Origin of the sequence: Novosphingobium sp. AP12 (genome assembly GCF_000281975.1) — a bacterium.
Classification (GTDB): Bacteria; Pseudomonadota; Alphaproteobacteria; order Sphingomonadales; family Sphingomonadaceae; genus Novosphingobium.
Genome location: NZ_AKKE01000029.1, coordinates 13,323 through 35,684 on the forward strand (window position 1 = coordinate 13,323; position 22,362 = coordinate 35,684).

The 22,362-nt window shown below is 61.8% G+C and carries 16 protein-coding genes and 5 pseudogenes; 8 read left to right on the plus strand and 13 right to left on the minus strand.

Annotated features, from left to right (window positions below):
* Nucleotides 1-3 precede the first annotated feature (3 nt).
* Nucleotides 4-369: a hypothetical protein gene (locus PMI02_RS26965; RefSeq protein ID WP_157222406.1), complete on the minus strand. Its 366-nt coding sequence runs from the start codon at nucleotides 367-369 to the stop codon at nucleotides 4-6.
* 74 nt (nucleotides 370-443) lie between these two features.
* On the opposite strand from PMI02_RS26965, the gene PMI02_RS05995 reads away from it, so the two are divergent.
* Both PMI02_RS05995 and PMI02_RS06000 read left to right on the plus strand, forming a co-directional pair.
* Nucleotides 444-2,840 (plus strand): SIR2 family protein, encoded by a 2,397-nt coding sequence (locus tag PMI02_RS05995; RefSeq protein WP_157222407.1) that lies wholly within the window; start codon nucleotides 444-446, stop codon nucleotides 2,838-2,840.
* 386 nt (nucleotides 2,841-3,226) lie between these two features.
* Nucleotides 3,227-5,119, plus strand: coding sequence for a hypothetical protein (locus tag PMI02_RS06000; RefSeq protein ID WP_238538997.1), 1,893 nt, complete (start codon nucleotides 3,227-3,229; stop codon nucleotides 5,117-5,119).
* A gap of 384 nt (nucleotides 5,120-5,503) precedes the next feature.
* On the opposite strand, the gene PMI02_RS06005 is transcribed toward PMI02_RS06000, so the two are convergent.
* The 3 genes from PMI02_RS06005 to PMI02_RS06015 all read right to left on the minus strand — a co-directional run bounded on the left by PMI02_RS06005 (nucleotide 5,504) and on the right by PMI02_RS06015 (nucleotide 7,762).
* Nucleotides 5,504-6,418 (minus strand): HEPN domain-containing protein, encoded by a 915-nt coding sequence (locus PMI02_RS06005; protein WP_007680177.1) that lies wholly within the window; start codon nucleotides 6,416-6,418, stop codon nucleotides 5,504-5,506.
* A gap of 147 nt (nucleotides 6,419-6,565) precedes the next feature.
* Nucleotides 6,566-7,111 (minus strand): RES family NAD+ phosphorylase, encoded by a 546-nt coding sequence (locus PMI02_RS06010; RefSeq protein WP_238538998.1) that lies wholly within the window; start codon nucleotides 7,109-7,111, stop codon nucleotides 6,566-6,568.
* A gap of 21 nt (nucleotides 7,112-7,132) precedes the next feature.
* A complete protein-coding gene (locus PMI02_RS06015) occupies nucleotides 7,133-7,762 on the minus strand; it encodes a hypothetical protein (RefSeq protein ID WP_007680187.1) in 630 nt (209 codons plus the stop codon).
* 117 nt (nucleotides 7,763-7,879) lie between these two features.
* On the opposite strand from PMI02_RS06015, the gene PMI02_RS06020 reads away from it, so the two are divergent.
* Nucleotides 7,880-8,356, plus strand: a complete 477-nt coding sequence (locus PMI02_RS06020) for a hypothetical protein (RefSeq protein WP_007680190.1) — start codon at nucleotides 7,880-7,882, stop codon at nucleotides 8,354-8,356.
* Here PMI02_RS06020 and PMI02_RS06025 read toward each other — a convergent pair.
* Nucleotides 8,347-12,120, minus strand: coding sequence for a conjugal transfer protein TraG N-terminal domain-containing protein (locus PMI02_RS06025; RefSeq protein WP_007680191.1), 3,774 nt, complete (start codon nucleotides 12,118-12,120; stop codon nucleotides 8,347-8,349). The two genes, PMI02_RS06020 and PMI02_RS06025, sit on opposite strands and share 10 nt — an antisense overlap.
* 11 nt (nucleotides 12,121-12,131) lie before the next feature.
* Nucleotides 12,132-13,166: pseudogene (locus PMI02_RS06030) on the minus strand (conjugal transfer protein TraH); the annotation flags it as partial.
* On the opposite strand from PMI02_RS06030, the gene PMI02_RS06035 reads away from it, so the two are divergent.
* The 3 genes from PMI02_RS06035 to PMI02_RS26250 all read left to right on the plus strand — a co-directional run bounded on the left by PMI02_RS06035 (nucleotide 13,141) and on the right by PMI02_RS26250 (nucleotide 15,746).
* Nucleotides 13,141-13,641, plus strand: a complete 501-nt coding sequence (locus PMI02_RS06035) for a hypothetical protein (RefSeq protein WP_193372875.1) — start codon at nucleotides 13,141-13,143, stop codon at nucleotides 13,639-13,641. The pseudogene PMI02_RS06030 and the gene PMI02_RS06035 overlap by 26 nt on opposite strands.
* Nucleotides 13,631-14,206 carry a lytic transglycosylase domain-containing protein gene (locus PMI02_RS26245; RefSeq protein WP_238538999.1) on the plus strand — a complete coding sequence of 192 codons (576 nt, stop codon included), beginning with the start codon at nucleotides 13,631-13,633 and terminating at the stop codon, nucleotides 14,204-14,206. Before PMI02_RS06035 ends, PMI02_RS26245 begins: the two co-directional genes overlap by 11 nt.
* A 664-nt stretch (nucleotides 14,207-14,870) precedes the next feature.
* Nucleotides 14,871-15,746 (plus strand): recombinase family protein, encoded by an 876-nt coding sequence (locus PMI02_RS26250; RefSeq protein ID WP_238539000.1) that lies wholly within the window; start codon nucleotides 14,871-14,873, stop codon nucleotides 15,744-15,746.
* Here PMI02_RS26250 and PMI02_RS26970 read toward each other — a convergent pair.
* Nucleotides 15,657-15,845 (minus strand): annotated as a pseudogene (locus PMI02_RS26970) (transposase); the annotation flags it as partial. The gene PMI02_RS26250 and the pseudogene PMI02_RS26970 sit on opposite strands and share 90 nt — an antisense overlap.
* A 230-nt stretch (nucleotides 15,846-16,075) precedes the next feature.
* Between PMI02_RS26970 and PMI02_RS06050 the strand changes: the two are divergent.
* Both PMI02_RS06050 and PMI02_RS06055 read left to right on the plus strand, forming a co-directional pair.
* A complete protein-coding gene (locus PMI02_RS06050; RefSeq protein ID WP_007680209.1) occupies nucleotides 16,076-16,327 on the plus strand; it encodes an AbrB/MazE/SpoVT family DNA-binding domain-containing protein in 252 nt (83 codons plus the stop codon).
* A complete protein-coding gene (locus tag PMI02_RS06055) occupies nucleotides 16,324-16,722 on the plus strand; it encodes a type II toxin-antitoxin system VapC family toxin (protein WP_007680212.1) in 399 nt (132 codons plus the stop codon). Before PMI02_RS06050 ends, PMI02_RS06055 begins: the two co-directional genes overlap by 4 nt.
* A gap of 56 nt (nucleotides 16,723-16,778) precedes the next feature.
* On the opposite strand, the pseudogene PMI02_RS06060 reads toward PMI02_RS06055, so the two are convergent.
* From PMI02_RS06060 to PMI02_RS28345, 6 genes and pseudogenes are all read right to left on the minus strand, one after another.
* Nucleotides 16,779-17,650 (minus strand): annotated as a pseudogene (locus tag PMI02_RS06060) (conjugal transfer protein TraF).
* Nucleotides 17,651-17,670: 20 nt separating this feature from the next.
* Nucleotides 17,671-18,264: pseudogene (locus tag PMI02_RS06065) on the minus strand (peptidase).
* On the minus strand, nucleotides 18,236-19,156 hold the full coding sequence (locus PMI02_RS06070) for a type-F conjugative transfer system pilin assembly protein TrbC (protein WP_369751210.1): 921 nt from the start codon (nucleotides 19,154-19,156) through the stop codon (nucleotides 18,236-18,238). Before PMI02_RS06070 ends, PMI02_RS06065 begins: the two are co-directional and overlap by 29 nt.
* Nucleotides 19,133-20,171 (minus strand): annotated as a pseudogene (gene traN / locus PMI02_RS26260) (conjugal transfer protein TraN); the annotation flags it as partial. The pseudogene traN and the gene PMI02_RS06070, both read right to left, overlap by 24 nt.
* A complete protein-coding gene (locus tag PMI02_RS28340; RefSeq protein ID WP_369751209.1) occupies nucleotides 20,168-21,019 on the minus strand; it encodes a hypothetical protein in 852 nt (283 codons plus the stop codon). The gene PMI02_RS28340 and the pseudogene traN, both read right to left, overlap by 4 nt.
* On the minus strand, nucleotides 21,019-22,029 hold the full coding sequence (locus PMI02_RS28345; protein ID WP_007680229.1) for a hypothetical protein: 1,011 nt from the start codon (nucleotides 22,027-22,029) through the stop codon (nucleotides 21,019-21,021). The genes PMI02_RS28340 and PMI02_RS28345 overlap by 1 nt, the downstream gene beginning before the upstream one ends.
* Nucleotides 22,030-22,362 lie beyond the last annotated feature (333 nt).

A 22,362-nucleotide genomic window follows, 5' to 3' on the forward strand; every position in this document is an offset into this window, starting at 1 on the left:
TTCTCATCTACAGCAATTTGCCAGAAGCCGTCGTTCCGTGCAGCTGCTTCGAACGGCAGCAATGTCCCAACCCAAGGCGTTGCGCAGACCACAAACCCGTGCCTTCTCAGACGCGTAGCCGCCGATTTCCGGCCCCCGGGAGCGGTCGGACTGCTTTTCTGTTTGGGGCTGACTGCCGACTGTCTGCTGGTTGTAAGAGACCGGCGAGCTGCGCCGAAAATTGAGTAATTGACCGTCGGTCAAGAAATCGACTGGAGCAGACAATCGACCTACGGTAGGCTGCGGAAGTGGAGTGAAGGCGGCATGCGGTTTACTGCGGACGGACCAGATATTCCCGGCGACCTGCTCGATGCGCGGGATGACGGCCAAGTCATATTTTTTGTGGATCTGGCGTGTCCTTGCATCAGGCAGGCGGACCGACCTTCCCCCAGCTCGCCCAGCGCGTGATCACCGAACTCGGCGTTGCGAGCGAGAGCACGGCCGCCCAAGTCTTGGATATCGCACAAAACCTCCCGGCAATCGATGGTGTGGGAAGTGTCGTCGCCACGGATCAGATTTTCGGACTGCTTGAGCGTGACTTTCCCGTGCAGAATGTACGGCGCGCGGTCTCAAAGGCAGTTAAACCTCCTGAGACTGCCATTCTTGATGCGCATCGGTCGCTTCTAGACCTTTCAAGAGGACCAGACGGCGTCACGCGGTTGGTAACGACCAATTTCGATTTGCTGTTCGAGGCCGCTGCGTCAACGCCGCTCGATTGTCTTGTTCCTCCCCTGTTTCCCAATCCGTCGAAGGGGGCAGGGTTTCGCGGGATCGTGCACCTGCACGGCAAGGTCAATGACGCGTACGACGATATCGACAGCGAAGAGTTTGTTCTCTCATCGGCCGATTTCGGCCGAGCCTATCTTTCTGACGGCTGGGCAACGCGCTTTATGCAGGCGCTGATCGAGCGGTTTCGCATTGTCTTCGTCGGGTATTCTGCGGACGACCCACCGTTGAAATACTTGCTCGAAGCGTTGCGGCCAAACTATGCCGGTGATCGCTTGTACGCCTTCCAAAGCGGCACCGCGAAGGCCGCCTCCACGCTATGGATGCAGAAGGGTGTTACCGCCATTCCGTTTGACCGCTTCGACCAACTTTGGTCGACGATCACACTCTGGGCGAAACGCGCTCGTGATCCGGAAGCCTGGCATAATAGTATCGCCGAACTCGCGTCACAGCCGCCGGGGTCGCTGAATCCTTTCGAACGTGGTCAGATTGCGCAATTAGTATCGTCCCAAGTAGGCGCTCGTGCTTTTCTCGCCGCAAAGCCGACGCCGCCCGCGCAATGGCTGGGTGTATTCGATCCAGCGATCCGGTACGCCACGCCGAGGGATCGGCTGATCGATCCAAAAGGGACGGCGATCGATCCATTCGCGCAGTTCGGTCTCGACAGCGATCTGCTACCGTCTCCGAGCAACCCGCAAAATCCTAGAAGCGATCGGGCACTACCTGATGGCGCGTGGTCGGCGCTCGAGCCGCTGCCCACCGACACCTACCCGAACAGCTCGATACCACGATCAAGCATGCGCGGCGGAAGCGCCCAGGATCCACATCAACTTTCTTCGCGGCAGTTCATTTTATCCAACTGGCTCGGCGGAGTTGCCGAACAGCCATTCGCCATGTGGTGGGCCGCCGGACAGCATCATCTCCACCCCGCGCTCAGTGAGGCGATCGAACGAACGTTCGAAACGCCAACTGCCGATGCGGCGTTGCGACAGACTTGGCGTGACCTGGTCGATGCGAAGCGAAAGAACAACCTGCGATATGGCGGGCACGATCTCGCCGCCTACGGCGTCGTTTCTTCCGCCACTGCCTCCGGAGGTTGGTCGGAATGGTATATGCAGCGCCTATTCGAAGCAACCGAACCCCGACTGGCGGTACGACGCTCTTGGACGGACGTACCAGTTGATCCGACTGCGTCCAGCGACAACGTCCTTTCTTGGGAAGTCCATTACCCGACCTACCCTGAGGTCGAGGTTCCCGATGAATGGCTCCGCCGATATGTCGAGGGTTTACGAAGCAATTTGACGCTTGCTGTCGCATTGGAGACGCGACTTCGCAGCGAACCATATTTCATGCTGCGCCCGTTCGAATCGGCTAATGGCGACGACGAGCATGACTTCGGCATCAACCACGCCTCAGATTTCGCGCATCGCCTGGTCGACGCGTTGCGCAGGCTCATCGCCCATGATCCGCAGGCCGCATCCGTCGAGGACAGAGCACTGCCGCGCGGCTATCGGCGGATCGTTGGCATTCTATTGTCGGCGTGGCGCCAGCACGATGACAGTGGAAGCCGGCTGCTTTCGAGCGAAGATTTGAAAGCGGCGCTAATGACGGCCAGCGATGCCGATCGCGTGATGGCGCTCAATCAACTGATGCGTTGGAACGAGGATGCTACGGCTGATCCTCCCGCGCCCAATCCGCTCGCCGATAAGCTGGCGTTTCTTGAAGAGGTCTGGCCGCGGCAGAGTTTCGTCCGATCGGGCGGTGCGATGTCGGCTCTCGCGCAAATCGCTCTAACTGGGGGAGAGCATGTCTCAATCTTAACCGAGGCGATCCTTCCACTTCTGACTAGGGTTGCTAACGCAGCCCCGTTGGGACTGTGGTGGATGCGGTCGCAAGACGAGACCGTCGCTGTAAATCCGGAAGAGTATTTGGCCGTCATGTCAGCGATATTGCCCGTGCGCGCAGGTGACTGGCCGTACGGCGTTCAACAACTTGTTGAAAAACTAGCCAGAATCGCCGATTTGAAGGGCGATCCGCGCCTAGTTGAACTGCAGCGACGGATTGCTGGCATTTAGCGCAGATACGACAATCAAGTTTGCTGGCCAGGTGATCGCCGCGTTCGATCTTGTGGTTACAGCTGCTGGGGAAGCCAAATCTTCGCCATCGCCTACCTCGCCCGAAACGATCAAGAAGGGGGTAGGAAAGTAGACATTAGAATGTCCGTTATCTCACTCGCTCCACGCCAAAGCGGACTGACCGGAAAGTCCCAAACCCTGTCCCCCCCAACTTGCGCAGCCCGGCTTGAAATGCGTGCCGAAACCGTAGCACTGCGCTGGCGCCGGGCTGTCCTGCCCGGTCTCAGTCAAGCAGAAAACGGAAACAAATTTCGATGCCTTCGAACTCACGCCGCGTGTGCCGCGACGGGACCGAAAACCCTTCTCGCAGACGCGGCCGCAAGCCTGTGCCCGTGATTGAAAAACCCACACCGCTGTCAAGCGAATGGATCGATCCGCCCGGCTTTCCCGAGGCACTAAACCTGCACATAAAGCGCCATGGCGAAAGCTACTATCAGCTTCATAAGGCTCTCGTGCACACCGGCGAAAAGTTCACCTCCTCGACCCTCAAATCCTGGCTTGCCGGTAAGCGCAGCCCCGGGAGCGCGGACAGCCTTCTGATCCTGGCACGCATCGAAGGACGCTACCGGCTGCCGGCCGGCTACTTCAAAGCTAAACTGCCCCACTCGCGCCGAGTGAGCCAGCTTGCCGGCATCGATGGAATCTCCAAAGCCGAGCAACGGCGGCTGGCCTGGCATCTCCCCGACGACTTCGCCGAACGCTCCCGGCGCGAGCAAGCGGAGATCCTCGATTGGATCCGCACCGTCGTCATATCGGGAGCGACGGATTACCGACGCTACCAGGCCAAGGCGATGAGAGATCGCTACGGTGTCCGCTTCCCGGCTTTGACCGGCAGGAGGGCCCAGGCCGTTCGAAACCAGCCGGCGAACGATGGCCTCGAAGTCGCTGCGGAAGCGGGCAGGGGAGGGCCGGATGCGCCCCCACAGCTTCTTGCGGAAATGCGCGAATTGATCCGCTTCAAGACCGCCACGCTCACCGATGTCGGGTTCCAGCGCTCGGGCGTTTGGGGCGGGGAAACGACGGCACAGAAAATCGAGCATTTCGGTCTGATGTTCGGGGCGCTGGCGGCATCACCCAAGGGCGCGGTGGCGGGATTGGGAGTGCCTCTCGGCCAGCTGAGTTTCGCGCTACTGATCTTTCCCAGGGTGTGGGATTGGTACGTCCAGTGGCGCGAGCAGCGGCGCGGATTCTTCACGCTCTGGGAGGCCGACATGCTCCGCAATGCGATGGCGATGGTCCGGTCGGAAACCGGGTGGATCCGTCAGCATCCGGAGCTGGCCAATCGGCTCGCTCCGATCGCGGGGCTGGTCTCGGAAGACGACGTGGCCGTGGCCAAAAGCGATTGGGGAGGGGCCTGCGAGCGACTGCACGTCCATGTGTTGACGAGGGTGAAGGAAGTCGAACGCGTGGCACGCGTCCATCGTGATCCATTCGAGCCAATCCTCCCAATTCTGGAAGCCCCCAGTCCGGTTGCGGAGTATCTGAAGATCGCCGAGGAGGTGCTGAAACACAGACCCGACGCCCGCCGTCATCCCCGCGCGGCGGCGGAGGTCACCCGGTCCTATCTCATTCTACGGCTCGGCCTGCATCTGGGCCTGCGGCAGAAGAATTTGCGTCAGCTCATGGTCTGTCCGAAGGCCCAACAGTCACGCACGGAAAGGCAGCTGGAAACGCTCAAACGAGGCGAGCTTCGATGGAGCGATCGCGATCAGGGCTGGGAGGTCCTGGTGCCTTCGGCCGCATTCAAGAACGCGCACTCCTCGTTCTTTTCCGGTAAGCCGTTTCGTCTCGTATTACCGGACCTTGGCGGCCTCTACGACCACATCGACATGTACCTCCGGCAGGACCGCGCGCTGCTCCTGAATGGCGCCGATGACCCCGGCACGTTCTTTGTTAAATCGGCGAAGGCCACGAGCCGCGATGCGGCCTACGATCAAAACACCTTTTACGAGGCGTGGCGCCTCATTACCCAGCGTTACGGGGTCTTCAATCCATACACGGGGCGCGGTGCGATCAGGGGCCTGCTGCCGCATGGCCCCCATAACGTCAGGGATGTCCTGGCGACCCATATCCTGAAACAGACCGGATCTTACGAGCAGGCCAGTTATGGTATCCAGGATACCCCGGACACGGTTGCGAAGCATTACGGGCGGTTCCTGCCGCAAGACAAATCGGCAATGGCGGCGCAGGTTCTCAACCGGGTTTGGGAGGCCGCCTGAGAAAATGGGGCGGGCGGGCCAGATTAAGGACTCGTCCGCCCCGAGGAGACCTGAGACGCAAACGCTGGAAGCAGACTCGCAGGCCGCAAGGTCCGCGCGGGTCCTGATCGCGGGAACCGCTGCTGACGATAGAATGGTGGCTATTTGCGTACCAGAGACCGTTTTTGGTCTCAATCAGCGATTTCATCGCTGGCCATCAGACGCCCGCCGGGCTAAATTTCCCCACGGGAAGCCCGGTAATCCGCCAGTTTCCCAGAAAGCGGACCAACCAACAGGCGAGGTGTTCAGTGCCTAATCTTCAGCACACCCTACACGGCCGGCGGCAGCAGGGCTGCCTTTAGGCCCACCTTCGAAAGGTGATACCGCAATGGCCGCCGCCTAGCTTCAGATCGCGGCCTTCAATTCCGCAAGTCGGGCTTGGCAGAGCTCGTTTACGATTTCGCCAAGCATCTCGACCCTCTCCGAGAGCCAGCTAAACTCCTCTTCCGTCACCTTGAAATGGTCGGAGTGGCGGGATTTGACATACGCGTCCTTCAGCTTCTGGAACATCGCCTCTTTTTTGCGCGCCGGCCGGGGCCACGCTTCGATCAGCCGAGGTGAGAGTTTCTCCGCCTGTGTTCTCAGATATTTGATGTTGTGAACGTAAGGAGTGTAGAAGGTGTAGACTAGTAGCACGCAGTAGTAGAGCCGCTCGCATGCCTGCTGCAAATTGAAGGCTGCATCTTCGTACTGCTCGTTGATATGGAAAAACTTGAAGCCCATTTGAGCCGAAACAGCGAGCTTGAACCACTTGTCGAAGTACGCTGCCGCCATATCGTAAGCGGCCTGCGGGGTCTTCGGCTTGGGCGCGTGCAATTCGCTATCGTCGAGCTGATAGAGCACAATGCCATCGCGCGCGACATCCATGAAGAAATACCGGCCATGGGCCAGGCCATCGTTCACTTCCTGAAGCGTATGGACGATGAAGTTCACCGGCGCGCTGATTTCTCGTGTAACTGACCATGCGCGGTCGAGGCGATCCTCGGCATTCGACCAGTAATCGACCCGGTCGGTGAGTTCCTTCTGATTGACGATGATGAGCAGGTCGTAATCCGACTGATAGCCTCTTTTTGTGTGCGGCTCATGCACCCACCGGCCTGTCGCATAGGATCCGAACAGAATGATTTTGAGGATGCGTCCGAGCTTACGTTCCCCTGTAGGGCTACCGTGCGCGTCCTCGAATTCCTCGAACAGGATCTGGACGATCCGGTCCAGGTCGCGCTGCTTTTTCGAAGGAAGGTGATCAAGGCTGTTTTTCATGGCTTTATCGATTGAGCGGCTCGGGTAGGGGAGGGGGCTTTCGGTTCAGCCTGAATGAAATCACCGTGCTTGAACAGAAGGATTTCAGACATGTTGGCTTAAACTTTGAACAAGTTGGGCTGGCACGGCGCAATGCCGCGCGAAGTGTCAGGGTTCCACATACGTCTTGCCGAATTGGGCAGCCAACCGTTCCGCTTCGGATGGTGAAATAGGAACGGCGGTCACGGCCGAGACCGCTATCGCATCGGAGGCGCGCTCGAACAACGCAACGCACCGCTGATTATTGAAGCGCGAGGTGTAGAGGATCCCATCGGCGCTCGTCGTCTCCTGGATATGCCCGCTAATCTCCCAAGTGCGCGTGTAGGCGTCGCCATGGAGATCAGTGAAGGAGAAACCGTGCGTGGAGACCCCGGCATCCACAAGCGTATAAAGCCTGAGTGCCCGGGTTGTCACGAGCTCGCTTCGAACCCGTGCATCGATCGTTGTCGAGAGTATGTAAGGATTGGCCGGAGCGCGCACGAACGTCTCACCAAACGCCGTCTCGATGGATCGCGCAGCATATAGGATCCTGTAGCTGCCGTCCGGGGAGTCGAACCGGTTGGCCGGATTGGGGCCACTCGGACCAAAGAAAATCGGACTGTGAATGGCGCGATGGTATCGGTGCAGATGTACGCCTGCGCCGATACGGCGCATCAAGGTTACGGCCATGACGCGTCAGGCTGCCCAGCCTGTCACGAGCGCGACGACTTGCTTCAGCGTTTCTGCACCGGGCTTGCGAGCAAGGATCTGCAACGGGGTTTCCTGTTCCGGCCCATATCCCGAGACTGGCGTCGTGAGCAGCATAAGCTGCTCCCACGGGTCGGAGTCGCCGAGAGCCTCGAGCAACTGCTTGAGGTTCGCGACAGTCGCGCCGGCCACGAACTGGGCGGCCGGATAGCGGATTTCGTTACCGTAAAGGACGCCCAATACTTGGCGGCGTTGCCGCTGCTTTTCGATTGCAGCTACACTGACGCCCAGCATCTCGGCGACGTCTGCGCGTTCTAGCATACCACCTGCGCGGCTTGCCATGTCGTCGCGGAAACGAGCGGTCTTCTCGCGCGCAGCCTTGATCGCTGCAAGATCCGCAGAGGATTCTGGCGCAATATCCCGTGGGGCGATCGTGAGGGCATGGCGCAGGTCTTCAGTTCCGACGATATCCGCCAGTGTATCGTCGCTCGCGGACTCGACTGCCCTAGCGATTGCGAGCGTCAGCTTTTCCAGTGCCTTGCGGCGGAGTGTGTCGTTGGGGGCCAGGTTTCCGGGAAGTGCAGGGTGCCGTCCAGCCGACCGTGCGTACGTTGCCATTATCGTCCTTTCTGTCGATAGAATACGGAATTAGACAAAAAGGACAAGATGCCTTGTGTTTTCGAACGTGACAAAATGGGCGTTGGATGGTAATTGAGATCCGAAAGGATTTCACCGGTGGCCGCTACCATCGAACACGACATGGCTCATCAAGACCGTCCTCGCCCGGCGCTGTCGGCTTGGTTGTGGAAGCCTTGGTATGCGAAACTGTGGTGGGCTGCGATCCCTGTCTGGTGGACCGGGCTTGCAGCTTCGAACGTGAGCGAGTTCCTCGCAGATTTCTACAGCGGTGCGCTGGCGGGCTTCCTAAATGTTCTGTTCCTGCCGATGACGGCCCTTCTCGTGCTGGGCGCCGGTTTTGTCCGTGAGTGGATGGACAGCTTTGTCGGTCAGGGCGAGGGAAGGTCGCTGACGGATGAGGAAGAGGAGGGCCTCATGGCCGAGCTCGCCCACCAAGATCACATGCGCTTCATGGCTGAGATGAGAAGGGGAACCAACATATATGATCCCCGATCTGGGGGGCTGTGGGTTGGAAATCCCAACAACCCGAACAATGGATCGTACATCGATCCGCACAGGAATCGTCATTCCTGATGCTTTTTGAAGTTGCTGTCTCCGTCGGCGGCACTTCCGTGAACATCGGTTGAGAACGTTCCTTTCGAGAGGACCGAGTTCTGTTCCAGGGATGTCAACGGTCCGGTGACGTCAAATGTTGCCCGTCCGTTGTTGGCGTCTTGGAGGTAGCGGTTGCGCATGCCCTCATTCCCTAGAATCCGCGTCGACAGTTCACGCGAGAACGATGCGGCGGGATCTCTGCTACGCGCTGCGGCCAGTTCTGCTGCGGCTATTGAATTTCGAACGTCATAGTTCACGATATCCATTGTGGATTGAGCGTTCTCGCTCAGCACTCCGACGTCGCGGCTTTCAAACCCCAGATTGGCGCCGAAATTTCCAGACTTTATCTGATCCTTTTTCTCGAAGGGAACATCCGAGCGTCGTTGGCCTCGGCTGGAGGTGGCACCGCGGCCTCCTGATGATTCCGTTTCTGATACGGTGACCGACTTGCCCAGATTAAGGCCAATGTTTGTCCCCATCGTGGCTTGATCCTGCGCTGATCGGGACAATGTTCGCTCCCATCCGGTCTGGGTCATGATCGCCTGAACATCGCGCTGGAGCGTATCGGCGACCTGGGGTTTCAATCGCCACTCGCCCTTGCGGTCCATTTCGAAGCCGCCGCGAAGCCAGTTGGCGAGCATCGCCTGGCCTTCGGCGCCGCCGCCCATGAAATGCTCGATCGTGTCTGGGCCGGCCTGCTTGCCGGCTTCGAAGCGTGTGCTGGTATCGCTGCGCGCCGATCGGGCGAAATCCGTGCCGCTGGAGACCAGGAGGTCGTTGTGCGCGAAGCTTAGCCGAGCATGTCCCCCATTGGCGATCGCGCCAAGCTGGCTTTCGTTGATGAGGCCCGCTTTCCACATGGCTGCTGCGGTTTCGGGCGTCAGGTTGAGGCCGAGGTCGCCGTTCTGGTCCATGGCGATCTGGCGCTTCGACAGGTTGATGCCCTTTTCGGCCAGCAGCCCCTGCATGCGGGTCAGCCGCTCGCGATCGACAATCCCTGTGAGGCGCTCGTTCCGTGCGCGATCGGCGATACCCTCCGGTCCGCCTTCAGCCATGTCGATCTGGTTTCCGGACGTTTTGCTAAGGGCCTGGATGAAGCTGTCGAGCCGGGCGGCCTGACGTGTGGAGACGCCCGCAGCAGCTGCCCCTTCGGCAAAACCGAAATTCTCCGATTGGCGGCGCTGCTCGCCGATCCGCGCCGCGCTTCGCGTTCCGCTGGTGCCGACTTCGCGCTGGGCATCGAGCTTGCCCGATCGTTCGGCAAAGTCGTAGCCGGCCGCCTCGCGCGTTCGCCCATAAACACTGGTGCCTTCCCGGCGCGCTTCGGCCGTTGCCCCGTCCGCAGTGCCGACCTGGGTCGCCGCCGTGTAATGCTCGAGCGCGGCGAGTACCTGAGCCTCGTTGCGCCCCGTGGCCTTCCCAAGCTGGCTGATCGCGCTGCTTCGCGCCTCGCCCGAAAGCGCGTTGATGAACCCGATGCGGCGCGAGGTTTCGTCGACCGAAAGACCGAGCATGCCGGCAGCCTCGCGTTGGCCCTGGTTGCTGCCGCTGCGCCATCCCTGTTCGGTCGCGACATTGGCCCGTTCGACTCCCGCCACATTGTCGCCGGCATAATCGCGCCGTCCTTCCATGGCGCCGACCTGCACTTGCGCGGAGGTCAGGTCGTTTGCCAGCATCTGTTCCTGATCCCAGGTGTTGGCGATGAGCTTCGCGAATGTCGGGTCCGACTGCGCTTCGCCAATGATGCCCGAGGCCTTCAGCCTGGCATCGCTCCCCGAATAGCCGGCCCGCTCGAAATGCCGCGTCGCCGACTGCATCATCATGTCGTACGCGCGTTCGTCTCCGAACGCTCGCCACTGGACCAGGTTCTGGCCGAAGGCGGCGAAAGCCTTTTCCCCGGCTTCCCCTTCTCCGAAATAAGCGGTGCCAAGACTGCGCAGGGCGTCCTTCTCCGCGAACTGATGGATAGCACTGGTCGCCGCATTGGCCTGGACGGCGCGCGCGACCTGAGGGTCGGCGAGGTCGCGGCCGTTAAGAGCAGGGGCCAGGCTGCCGAGTTGGCGGGAGCCCTCGAGGCCGCCCAGCGCGAAGGCGGTATTGCCCTGCGTGCCGGGACGCTCGCCCAGAATATGCCCCGCCTCGCCATACGTCCGATTAGCGGCGAAGCTCGATCGCTCGCCGAAGTCGCCAAAGCTCGAGGCTGCCGCGGCGCGAGATCGCGTGCCCATTGCAGAGGCCTGGGCTTCCAGGGCGGAGGCCTGACCTTCCATAGTCGCCATTGGCGCCGCGGCAGCACTGCCCTGACCGGCGATACCCAGCGAACCTGAGGTGAATGCAGTGAACATGTTGCCGCTGAAGCGAAAGACCGTGAACACAAAGGCGCCGGCCAGGCCGGCGGCCGCGGTCCTGAAACTGCCGAAGATTGCGAGCGCCTTCATGGCCGCAGAAGGCGCAAGAAACCACGCATTGGCCGCAAGCGCGTTCGAGCGAAGCTCCTCCATCGTTGCAACCGCACGGCCGAGGGTAAGCTGGTAGATCCCGGCGTCTATCACTCCCCAAAGGGCGACGAACACGAACATGCCGATAGCGAAGCTGGCCACGCGCAGGTTGATCGGCGTCAGAATGAACAGGAGGGCGATCGGGATCATGAACAGCATGATCCCGAACACCGTCGCCCGGATCGTCGGCATCCACTCGTTGGCCACCGACATTGTGGCCAGGCCGTTCGATACGATCGCTCGGTTGGCCATCACCCGCGCTGCGCTGGCAGGCGAATCCTCGAACAGGACATCGCCCACGCTGCCCCCCAGCAGCACATGGGTCATGAGCGCCTGTGCGCTGAGCGGATGGCCCAGCATCATCTGGCCCATTTCTCCCAGCCGCTGGCGGCAGCGGGTCATCTGCTGGCCATTGCCGATGTCGTAACCGGTGCGCGCGCAGACCTGCCGGGTGTAGTCTTCGAATAGGCTGGGATCTGACAAACGATCCGAAATGTGTGTCCAGGCATCGCTGCAGCTGACCGTAGTGCCGCCCTTGTCTGCCGCCGTGTAAACGGTCGCGAAGGTCGCAGGGCCGGCCATCGCCGCAAAGGCGCTCGGCAAATCGCTCGCAGTGCGAAAGAGCTTGTCGTCATCGACCCCGTAGGCGGCCGATACCCGGGCGACCGGATAGCATTGCCGGACGTAGTCCTTGATCGTCGCGTCGGTAAAGATGTCGGTCATCGGCCCGCGCGGCGACACCGCGTTCAGGAACAGGTCGAAGCTGTGCCCGCCCGCGCCGAACTCGATTTTGGCATTGGGATCGAGCGTGTTGTCGTCGATCGTTTCGACCAGGGCCCGTTCCATCATGTTCGTCGCGCCGGCGACGAGCACCAGCAGGTTCGGGACCCCGCCCACCGGTTGATAGGCATTGCGGACCCGGTCATAGACATGGACCGTACCCGTCGTCGCGACGAGCCCAACAAAGAGACCGACACCGATGAGGATCTGGAAGCCGAAGGCGACAAGCCCCATGCCGGTGCCGCGCACGCTCGCGATAATGGCGCCAAGCCCTATCCCTACGGTGGCGACGATCATCACCAGCGTCTCATAGCGGGGGTCGCCGAAGATCATCGAGACCAGGCGGAATGCCTCGACCGTCTCGGCGAACCCGTCATAGGTGTGGAAGCTGGTATCGACCGCCAAGGCGGGCGAAGCGAGAAGCAGCGCGGGGAGGGCGGCGGAGAGCTTAACCAACTGGCGCATGACGCACGAACCTACTGGCTGCGCGCAGCGGCGCCGGCGGCGTCGCGCGCGTCACGATCGCGCTCTCGCAGGAGACCGGCATAGCTGGTGGAGAGGTTCGCCTGGTCCAGCGCGGCCATGTAGCTCTGCCGCATCTGTGCGCGCTGGCGCTGCACTTCGTCGCGCAGGTCCCGGAGCTGCTCGATCCCTTTGGTCAAGATGCGTGTCTGGCACACGTTGGCAACGCCCGCGTCGGCGGAACCCGAAATCGTCGCGCCCCGTTCAGCATTGGTCACTGCGTAGTCGATCGTGCGGGTGAGGTCGTTCAGCATCTGATAGGCGAGCGTAAGCGCCACCAGCTCGTCGGTATCGGCGATCACGGAATCGACCACGCCCTGGCGCACGCCCCATTCGAGCATGCGGTAGACCGGCAAGGTCCGCACGTTCGCAACGAACTGCCGCTCTTCGCTCGAAAGGGCGGCGCGGGTGCGGATCTTGACTGCGATCGACTGCATACGCTCGCGCGCCAGGACAAGGGCGCCGCGGCCCGCACCGTCAGGCCCGCAGTCCGCGGCTGTCGGCGGCAGGTTGATCGAACGGCGCTGCACCCGTCCCGCCAGAAAATCCTGCGCGCTTTCGGTATCTTGGCCTGCGCACTGCGGGATTGCTGTGAAGAGGGGAACTTTGTCCGTTGGATCCCAGCGCATGTAGACATCACCAACCCGGGCCCGCATCACACTCGCCCAGTCGCCCGCTCCGACGCGCGAAGCGGCATGGGCAAGGAGCGAGCCGGTCCGGAAAATGTCGGTCACCTCCGGCGGGCAATTGGCAAGCGCGTCCTTGAGGTCCTCGGTCGGGTTGTTACTGTTCGCCTCGATCTTCTCACGGCTCTGCTGGTAGCTCTTGGCGAAGCCCTGCTTGACCGAACGATAACCCGTCATCTCCTCGATGATGCCGGACATGTTGTCGTCGCCCTTGGTTATCTGGACCATGCGATTGGCGAGGCGGCAGTCGTTCACCTGGATCGAGTTCAGGAAATTGGTGGCAGCCTCCATCTTCGAGATGATGCAGAATTATTATACCGCCATCACCCGCGCCCGGTTTGGCGCGAGTCTCTGGACAGAGGACCGCGACAGACTGGTCGATAGATTAAAGGTGCGATCCGGCGAAAAGACGTCCGCCCTGCAGGGTCTGGGCCGGATCGAGAAAGACCGCGTGAAAGGGCGCACCGCCCTCCATGGCGATCGCTGGGATCGGCTGCGCGACGAGCAACGCATCGAGCGGGAGGGGCGCATGGACGGTCTCTCGGCGGCCCAATCTCAGCCGAAATTAGCCAAGGCTGACGGCCTCGCGTCGTACATTGCCGGGCGGGCGCAATCGGCGGCGAGCTCTATCGATCGATGGATCGTCTCGCTGCTTGACCGGAGTTCGCTCAAAGGAGACGAGCACGAAAACGCCGCGCGAAAGCAGTCCGTTTCCCGGTCCCCGCCTGAGCCTCACCACGTCTCCAGCCATGACCATGGAGGTGGACATGATCGTTGATCCGACCCTCCGCCGATTGCTCCCACTCGCCTCGCTCTTGGTGTCAGTCAGCCACGCTGAAGGACGTGCTTCACCCTCTGACCACCACGAAGCTCGCCTTGCGCAGTGCATTCAACAGGCGGCCGGTGGCAGAGCCTGGCTTGAGAGGACCCTGTGGGGACTTCGCGATCAGGAGGCCGGGTGGATCGGCGCAGAAATTGCGAACACGAACGGCACGCACGATCTCGGCCCTCTTCAGGTGAACAGTTCGTGGGTCGCCCGTTTATCGTCGCTCGTTGGCCGCGAACCCGCATTAGTCCGCAAATGGCTGATCCATGACCCCTGCTTCAATGTGCAAGCGGCGAAATGGATATTCCTGTCCGGGCTCAGAGTGACCCATGACTACTGGAAAGCTGTAGGCGTATACCACAGCCCGACCCCCGAGCGGCAACTGCGATACCGCAAGAGTGTAGCGCAACGCCTGGTTTCCAGATTTGGCGGAGCGGTATTTCATCTCGCGACTGTCGTCTCGCCCCAGTCATTGCCGCTTGAAACTGACCACGCGGATCAGGACCAAACCAAGTGACCTCGCCTGTTGGCCAGGATAGGCCGGGCGGCCAGAACGCGATGGATGATTTGGACGCGCGCATCCGTCGGATAGCCGAAGCGATCGATAGGCACATCGCGCGTGAGGATATGGCGAGGCGATCTAAGGGCCAAAACGAGATCGTTCCGCTAGAAACCGACCTGAATGATTGCGAAGGGTGGCCTGGATTTCCGCCCATTTGGGCTCGCCATTGCGTGCGTGGCATTGCAACCGAAAAGCAGAGAAATGCCACCCATGGACAGATCGAGCGGCTTAGAAGTAGCAGCGATCCATTCGCCAGCCACGTCTTATGTGAGTCAGAGTGCGCGTAACAGCGACAATCCAAGCCTCCCATCCGGTATAGGAGAGGAGAAGTGGAAAGGATGGTTGTCAGGATTTTCGGACCCCGTAATTCGCGGCGAAACCCCGATGGTACCGATACATCGAGATGGACGTTTACCTCAAACTGCCGCCGAACTTCAGATCGGTATCGAACACATTTGCAAGCTGATCCATCGCAGCGCGTCTACCCTGATGACTGGAGATCTATAGTGACCCGAACTGCACTCTACGCTCGATATTCAAGCGATATACAAAGTCATACTTCGATCGAAAACAGTTCGCCATCTGTCGTAATCAAGCTTCCCGGGAAGGCTGGCGGATTATTGAGACCTACCATGATGCCGCAATCTCGGGTGCATCAGTAATCTTACGCCCTGGGATTCAATCTTTGCTGCAAGACGCGCAGTTGGGAAAGTTCGATACAATTCTGGCTGAAGCACTTGATCGCATTTCCCGCGATCAGGCGGATGTGCCAACGTTGTACAAGCACTTTCAGTTCGCTGGGGCAAAGCTGGTCACGATCGCGGAAGGCGAAACTACGGAACTACCCGTCGGCCTGAAGGGGACGATGAATGCGCTGTTCCTCAAGGACCTTGCGAAAAAGACCCATCGAGGGCTTCGCGGTCGAGTTGAAAAAGGCAAGTCGGGCGGGGGTATTTGCTACGGCTACGACGTCGCCAAAAGGGTGGATGGCAATGGTGAGCTGATCCGAGGGGAGAGATCGATAAATGAGGCCGAAGCGCTTGTCATACATCAGATCTTCCGGGAGTTCTCTAGCGGAAAAAGCCCGCGAGCAATTGCGACCGATCTCAATCGTGAGTGCATACCTGGACCGTTCGGCAAACAGTGGTCTGACACAACCATACGCGGGCACCGGGCGCGCAGGACGGGAATTCTACAGAACAAACTCTATGTGGGTGTCCTTGTTTGGAATCGGCAGAAGTTCATAAAGAACCCATCGACTGGGAAGCGAGTGTCATGGCCATGGATTCCTAAGGAGGTGCCGCAGTTGCGTATCTTGACAGATGAACTGTGGGATGCCGCCCGCCTGCGGATGGAAGAGCTTTCTGAGGTCTTCAAAGGCGTTGCGGATGGGATCCGACCCCTCGCTACGCGCCTCGTTCCCGAACACGCCGGCGGCTCCTTCCAGAAGCTGCGTGCGCCACGTCGTGATCTGGTTCGGGTGCACATCATATAACTGCGCCAGCTCCGCCAGCGTCTTCTCGCCCTTCACGGCGGCCAACGCCACCTTCGCTTTGAAGGCCGGGCTGTGATTCCTATGGGGGCGTTTGCTCATCTCTACTCCTGTCAGGCGGCCATCCTGGCCGCCGTCAGGCAGAAAATCCACTTATCCCGGTGTCCAGGTTTGCCAGGCCACATCTCATCAACGCGGCCGACCGCTGAAGACAGATTGCTCTGGTGAAGTTGACATCGCGCCGCCGGGTCTGGCCCGTTATCCCCTGAGCGGCAGGCGACTTGTCAGTAAGGGAAATCCTACTTACATTTATCGACGAAAGGACTCGGGCGATGAACGGGCTGACGATTTCGACCAAGGGGCAGATCACGCTGCGCAAGGATTTGCTCCAGCACCTCGGTGTCCATCCGGGCGACCGGATCACGTTCGAGAAGGCACCTGGCGGCGAAGTGCGGATCCGCGCGACACGCCCTTCGGGCAGCATCGAAGGCTTCTTCGGGGCGCTCCGCCGCGAGGGCCAGCCGGCGGTTTCGATCGAGGACATGAATGCGGCGATCGAACAAGGCTGGGCCGGCGAGCTGTGAAGATCACCGCCGATACCAACATCCTCGTGCGCGCCGCGACGCTCGACGACCCGGTGCAGGGCCTGTTGGCACAGAAGCTGATGCGCGAGGCGGAGATCGTCGCTATCGCGCTCCCATCGCTCTGCGAGTTCTGCTGGGTGCTCGCCCGCCTCTACAAACTGCCCGCCACCGGTATAGCAGGTGCGGTGCGGGTCCTCCTGGAAGCTGAAAACGTGCGCCTCGACCGCCAGGCCGTCGAGGCCGGGCTTGCTATGCTCGACGCCGGCGGTGACTTTGCCGATGGGGTGATCGCTCACGAAGGGCAATGGCTTGGCGGCGAGACTTTCGTGAGTTTCGACCAGAAGGCAGTGCGCCTGCTCGTGCAGCGCGGCGAGGCGGCGCGAATCCCCGCCTGACGCGCAGCGGCGTATGAGGGGGCAGGGTGTTCCAGGTGCGGTCTTAGGCGCCGCCCTCATCGTCCCGCTCCCAGGCTCGCATCGACGATCCCCGCGGCGGCCCCGTTGGGATCGTTTGCCGACACCGGTCCGTTGCCCAGGGCATCGAAGAATCTGTCGTCTTCGCGCGGGCCGGTCATGAACTGTTCGGGGCGGATATCGCCGCGCAGCAGGCGGACCGCCTGATACGCCATCTGCGCGAGGGCGGGATAAGCCTCGACGCCGCTGGCGATGACCATCCGCTGCTGGCTGGCGCGGCGGATGATCATGGTCGTGGGCGTCATCTCGATGCCGAACCGGCTGCCGAGTCCGGGCGCCGGTCGAGATCCATCAGTGTGACCTGCTAGCCCATGTCGTCCTGAAAGCGCTGGACGATCGGCCACTGGACCCGGCAGTAGCCGCAGCTCGTCCGGCTGAACATCACCAGCGCGAATTCACCCGCCTGGCAGCGCAGGTACTGGCGCCGAACATCGTCCTTGTGAGCGAGCAACTGGTTACGCGCATCGCCGACCATGGGATTGGCGGATCTGGAATTGAGTTCGGGATGCTGCAGCATGGCGATCTGGGTCACGCCGGCGAACGCCCGCGCCTTGCGGCGGGCGAAATCCTCCAGTCACCAGAAATCGGCGACGGCATCCACACTAAGCACTGTCGCTGCATAGTCGCGCTGCTGTTCGATGAGCTTGCGGATCTGTGGCGGAGAAAGGCGCGCAAGCTCGGCAGATGGCGGAATGACGGGTTTGGCCAGTACCTCATTTGGCGCAGGCTCAGCTGGTTCGGGATCAGGCGCGTACCACCAGTACCCAAGTTTCAAGCGATCTTGCTGTACCGTCGGCGGTGGCGCGGCGAGGGCGTCGGTCGCGCAGCACGCCGAGACCAGCGCGGTCAGTGCGATGATGGACCGTGGTCTCACAGCACCCGCCCCATTCGGGTCAGCCGCGGGATCGCGACCGGCCCGTAATAGCTGTCGCAACCGATGTGATGGTGCGAGCCGACGAAGATGAAGCCTTCGGGTATTATTGGCTGATGCGGAACGTAATGTTCCAGGCGCACCCCGCCACGTCCAACCGGCTTGCTTATCGCGATCAGGTGCCCGTTGCAGTAGTACCAGCCATCCTTGCCACCGGGCCACATCGAGCGCTTTTCGGTCATCTGCAGCCGGTCGCCGGGAAGGCACATTGCATATTTGGTCACGGGGACGGGCGTGGGGCCAGCCAGAGGATGGACCAGCATGAATGAGACGAGGTCGCCGCGCCGGATCGGTCCAGGATCTGCACGGACCGCCCAGGCATCGATCGAAGGGCTCATTACTCAGGTGACCTGGGGTATGGCCCACCACGTCAGTAGGCCCACCGGAAGGACGATGCAGTAGGCCTTGAAGAGCTGCCCTGGCCGGGGCGGCTGGCCGAGGCCCGAGGCACCCAGGGCGACGCCTGCGCGAAGCGGCAACAGCTTGATCTCGGGCCATGCGGTCCTAGCGAATTTCCAGGCGTGCCTGAGCATCGCGCACCTCCTCTTTGCCGCCCAGGCGGGCGAATTCCTCGACCATTCCCGAAAGCGCGGCATCGCCCAGGACCAGATGCGCGCTGCGCGGGCTCTCATCCTCACGTTCACAATAGGGAAGTGTCGGGTTGCTGGGGATCATCGCGAGAGCCGGAACCCGGGCCACGCCATGCTGGCGAAACACGATCGGATCGACGATCAGCTGAACGTCGCGCATTGCGCAGGCCGGGCCGTCACAGCCGGGATCGAGGCGCAATATCTGAGCGGACAGCTTTGCCAGGGGGGCGATCTTGCTAAGGCCGCCGGGCATGCCCCGCAACGCCATCACGCCCCGCGCCTTTTCGAGCTGCGCGGCGTATGTGCGTAACGTCGCGATCGGCATCGACGAGGACACGAACAGCACCGGCACGCACCCCGGTGGGGTTGCAGGCAGGGCGGCGCGCGCGAGCGCGGCGGTCTCGGGTGCCTCGATGCCAAACGCCTGGTTCAGCCGTCTCACCATCGCATCACGGTCATTCGCGACATCGCGGCGGCCCTGCTCGAGAGCTGTCCTGGCGCGCTGGTCGATGTCGGGCGTCTTGCCGCGCGTGCGCAGCGCGTCGAATGCCCGGCGTGATGTCACGGCGTCGGGGTTCGCTGGCAGAGCGGGCATCGGTGCATCGGCGCCGGGCTTGCGCGCCTCGATCGCGCGTCTCACCCGTTCCATGGCGTCGTCGCCTTGTGCCTGGATCTTTCGTTTTGCAGCGCCGCGCTCGACCTGGGCTTGGGCTCGGTCTGGGGCTTGGGCGTTGCCATGACCCGGCACGGCGACGAGCGCAGCGACCGCAAGTGCCATTGCCTTGCGCATGTCAGTGTCCGAACACCTGCAGTGGGCATCGATCCGTTCCTTCATGTCGACTTGGATCTCGCCGGAAGTGCGCATCTCGATGTCCGCATAGTATTCAGACAGATCCATCTTGCTGAAATCGAGCGCCTGGAATTCCTCGGCGGTGAAGCCGCGGCACGCAGGGCTTCGGGGGGTGCCCCATCCGATCGCGTTGAACGCCTTCAGCTGGGGCCTACCCTGCTCCTGGATGATGCGGCCGAGCTTGGTGTTGAAGCAGCAGTGGCCGCGCGCTTTCTGCACGCAAATGCCCAGGATCTTCGAGCTGCAATAGCTGCCCACTTCGTGGCACATGCCTGACCCGCGCAGCATGCCCACCTCCATGTCCTGCTGGTCGCAGCCCTGGAGCAGGACCTCGATCATGAAATTGATCGCCAGGCTGATCGCGATCGAGGTCGGGTCGATGCCGGCAATAATGGCATTGACGCCCGAAGGCGGTGTAGGCCGCTTTCGTGCCAGTGAAGACGCCCTTGGCGACGGCGATCTTGGTCGAGAGCGATGTCAGCGACGAGCACATGCCGTCCTTGATGATCTCGCCCTTGTCCTTGCAGCAGTTCTGGAAGGTCGTCTTGAGCCCCGCCGGCCGGCAACGCATGCCCCGTCCCGAGAAGATCTGAATATTGGCGGTGCAATTGCCGTCAGCATCAATCGTCCCGTCGGCGGGCACGCCTGGATCGTCGACTACGCCCTCGTCCTCGACGGGGTTTGCCTGGGTGTCGATGCAGGCACTGGGAGAGCAGGTCGGCGCGCCGCCGGCTGCCGGTGTCTCGCACGAATACTGGCTTCCCAGCGGACAGGCGAAGACACCTGCCTGCGAAACCGTGCACGCCGTCTGCTGGATAGGGCATTGCCATCCTCCCGCGACGGTCGCGAGGCAACTCGCGGTTTCGCCAGCATCCGCCGCATCACCGTTGCCATCGAGGTCGCTCGCGCAGACCTGCTGCGCCTGAACAGGCGGCGCGAGACCGATTGCAGCAAGGAGGCCCACTACCAGCAGGGCGGCGCGGAAGGGATGCGACGTCATGGCGCTACGCTTGTGCAGGTCGTGTCGGCACCGGCGAGCCTGACCGACTGCATCATGACCACCGCTTCGGGAAAATCGTCGAGGCACCCGCATGCGGCGACGATTTCCTCGCCTTCGCCTGCCGGGCATACGTTTGCCGCGCCGCAGACTTGGAAGAAGGTGTCCCAACGCACAGGGTCGTTCTGCTGCGCGGCCATGACGCCGGCAGGCGACGCGGCCGTGTTGACCCGGGGTGCCCGGGTCTTGCAGACCGGTTCGCAGGCCGCGACCGAGCCGTGATCGGGAAGCGAGAATGCAGACGTTGTCTGCGCAGTGCTGCCATCCGGATGGCGGACCTGGTCGGCCAGCATCGTCTCGGTGGAATGATCGATGATATAGGCGCCGCGCGAGAGATCGGGCGCGGCGATATTTCCGGTATCGACAACGCAGCCGTAGCTGCGCGCCCGCTCGAAGAAGTCGCGGGTCACGGACACCGCGCAACGATCCGCACCGAACTGCCGGGCCTGTGTCAGGGGCTTCAGGCCAGTCTGTACGCCCTTGTTGAACGTTGCGACGCCGTCGACCTCCTCCGATACCAGGCGGCACTGGGTGTCGGAGGCATAGCCCGCACATTGGTCGATCAGCTGCTCGCTGGTGGCACAGGCATCGTCGACCTCCACGTGGACTTTGGCGAAGGCTTCGCCGCCTTGCGCAACCGCAACGCGCAGCCAGATCTCGTGATCGCCCTGCGTGAGATAAGGCAGGAGGTCGAGATCGGGATAGGCGTAGAAGGTATCTTTCTTCTCACTTGCCGGGCGGCAGGCCGGTCGTCGTCCAGGCATTCGGACTGGACGCGACGAGCGCGCCATCATCCGGACCTGGGCCCAGTCGTCCGCGAAATACTCAGGCAGCCGCGCCGGGTGATCCGCGTCGGGTCGCTGACGTGCAGGATCATCCTGAAATCGAAGAGGCTGCATTGCCCTCCGCTCAGGCTGTTGTCGGCAGGCGACCCCATGAGAAAGTCGATCGCGGTGCTGCCCGAGCGCACCTCGGAATGGCCTCCTGAAGTGCGGCTGACGATGTCGTCGATCGAGGGATCAAAGACCGTGACGTGCTGTTCGATTGCGCAATTTCTGACCTGCTCCGCCTTGCCCGTGCCTGCCGGCGATGCCGCCAGTGCCTGAAACACGCTGCTCGATGTGGCCAGCGTGGTGGCATCGCTCTGGATTGCGGCCGGACTGGCCCGGTAGGCCGTCTGACTGACCGAAGAGTTCGCGGTACACGCCGTCGCCTGCGCGCCGATATAGTCGATCACCGGCCCGCTGACTTGCGCCTGCGCCACGCCCATCCTGGGATCGCTGGTCGTCAGGGCACCGACGATGCCGCCGCCGATGTCCTTCAGCACTTCGGCGAGGTTACCCCAGACCAGATTGGTGCCGCAACTGTTGTTGATACAGTAGCATCCGGCAAGCTTGGGCATCTCGACTTCTGTCAGCCTGGCGGCGCGGTCGGCGGCGATGTCCCAACGGAAATGGTGGCACTGGCTCCATGTCCCGGGATCGCAAGAGATCACCCCGTTGGCGCAGATGCCCGAAAACTGCTGGGCCAGCGTGTTCGAGATGTCGAAGCTGCCGTCGGAATCCGTGTCCTGCGATATCCGAAGCATCGTGATGTCGCCGGTGGCGCTGGGCTGGATGAGGACCTGGAGCAGGCTCGCTGACTTCTGGCAGCTCAGCGACGGCGTGAGCGTTGCGGAACTGTCGATTGTCGAGATCGCCTGGCCGCTGATGCCGGGCGTCACGTAATTCTCGCGCAGCGCGTCGCTCGTGCCGGTCTTGGTCTGCGCGGCTGTCGTAGCAGTGCGCGCGCGTTCTTCCATCGTCTGGGCCTGCGCGCCCACGCAACCAAGCACTTAACCCCCAGCTTAACCCCAACTCCGCAGGCACAGCCTCGCGGGGCGTACGGCGTTCAGGGTCTGGGATGCGGCTCCGGCATGGTGCGTGACTGGCGCTTGGCTCGACAATTATCTCCAGCAGAACATCAATAAAGCGACCCGCGTCGGTCCGCACGGTCCAGCGACTATCGCATCGAGTTCGGCAGCGGCGCGTGGCGTAGAGCGATGCGTGCGACTCTGTGCCCCCACTCGGGGGCAGCTGAGATCGTCCAGAGATCAGCCCCAACCTCAGTCAGCCCTGATCGTAGCGCGCCAGCG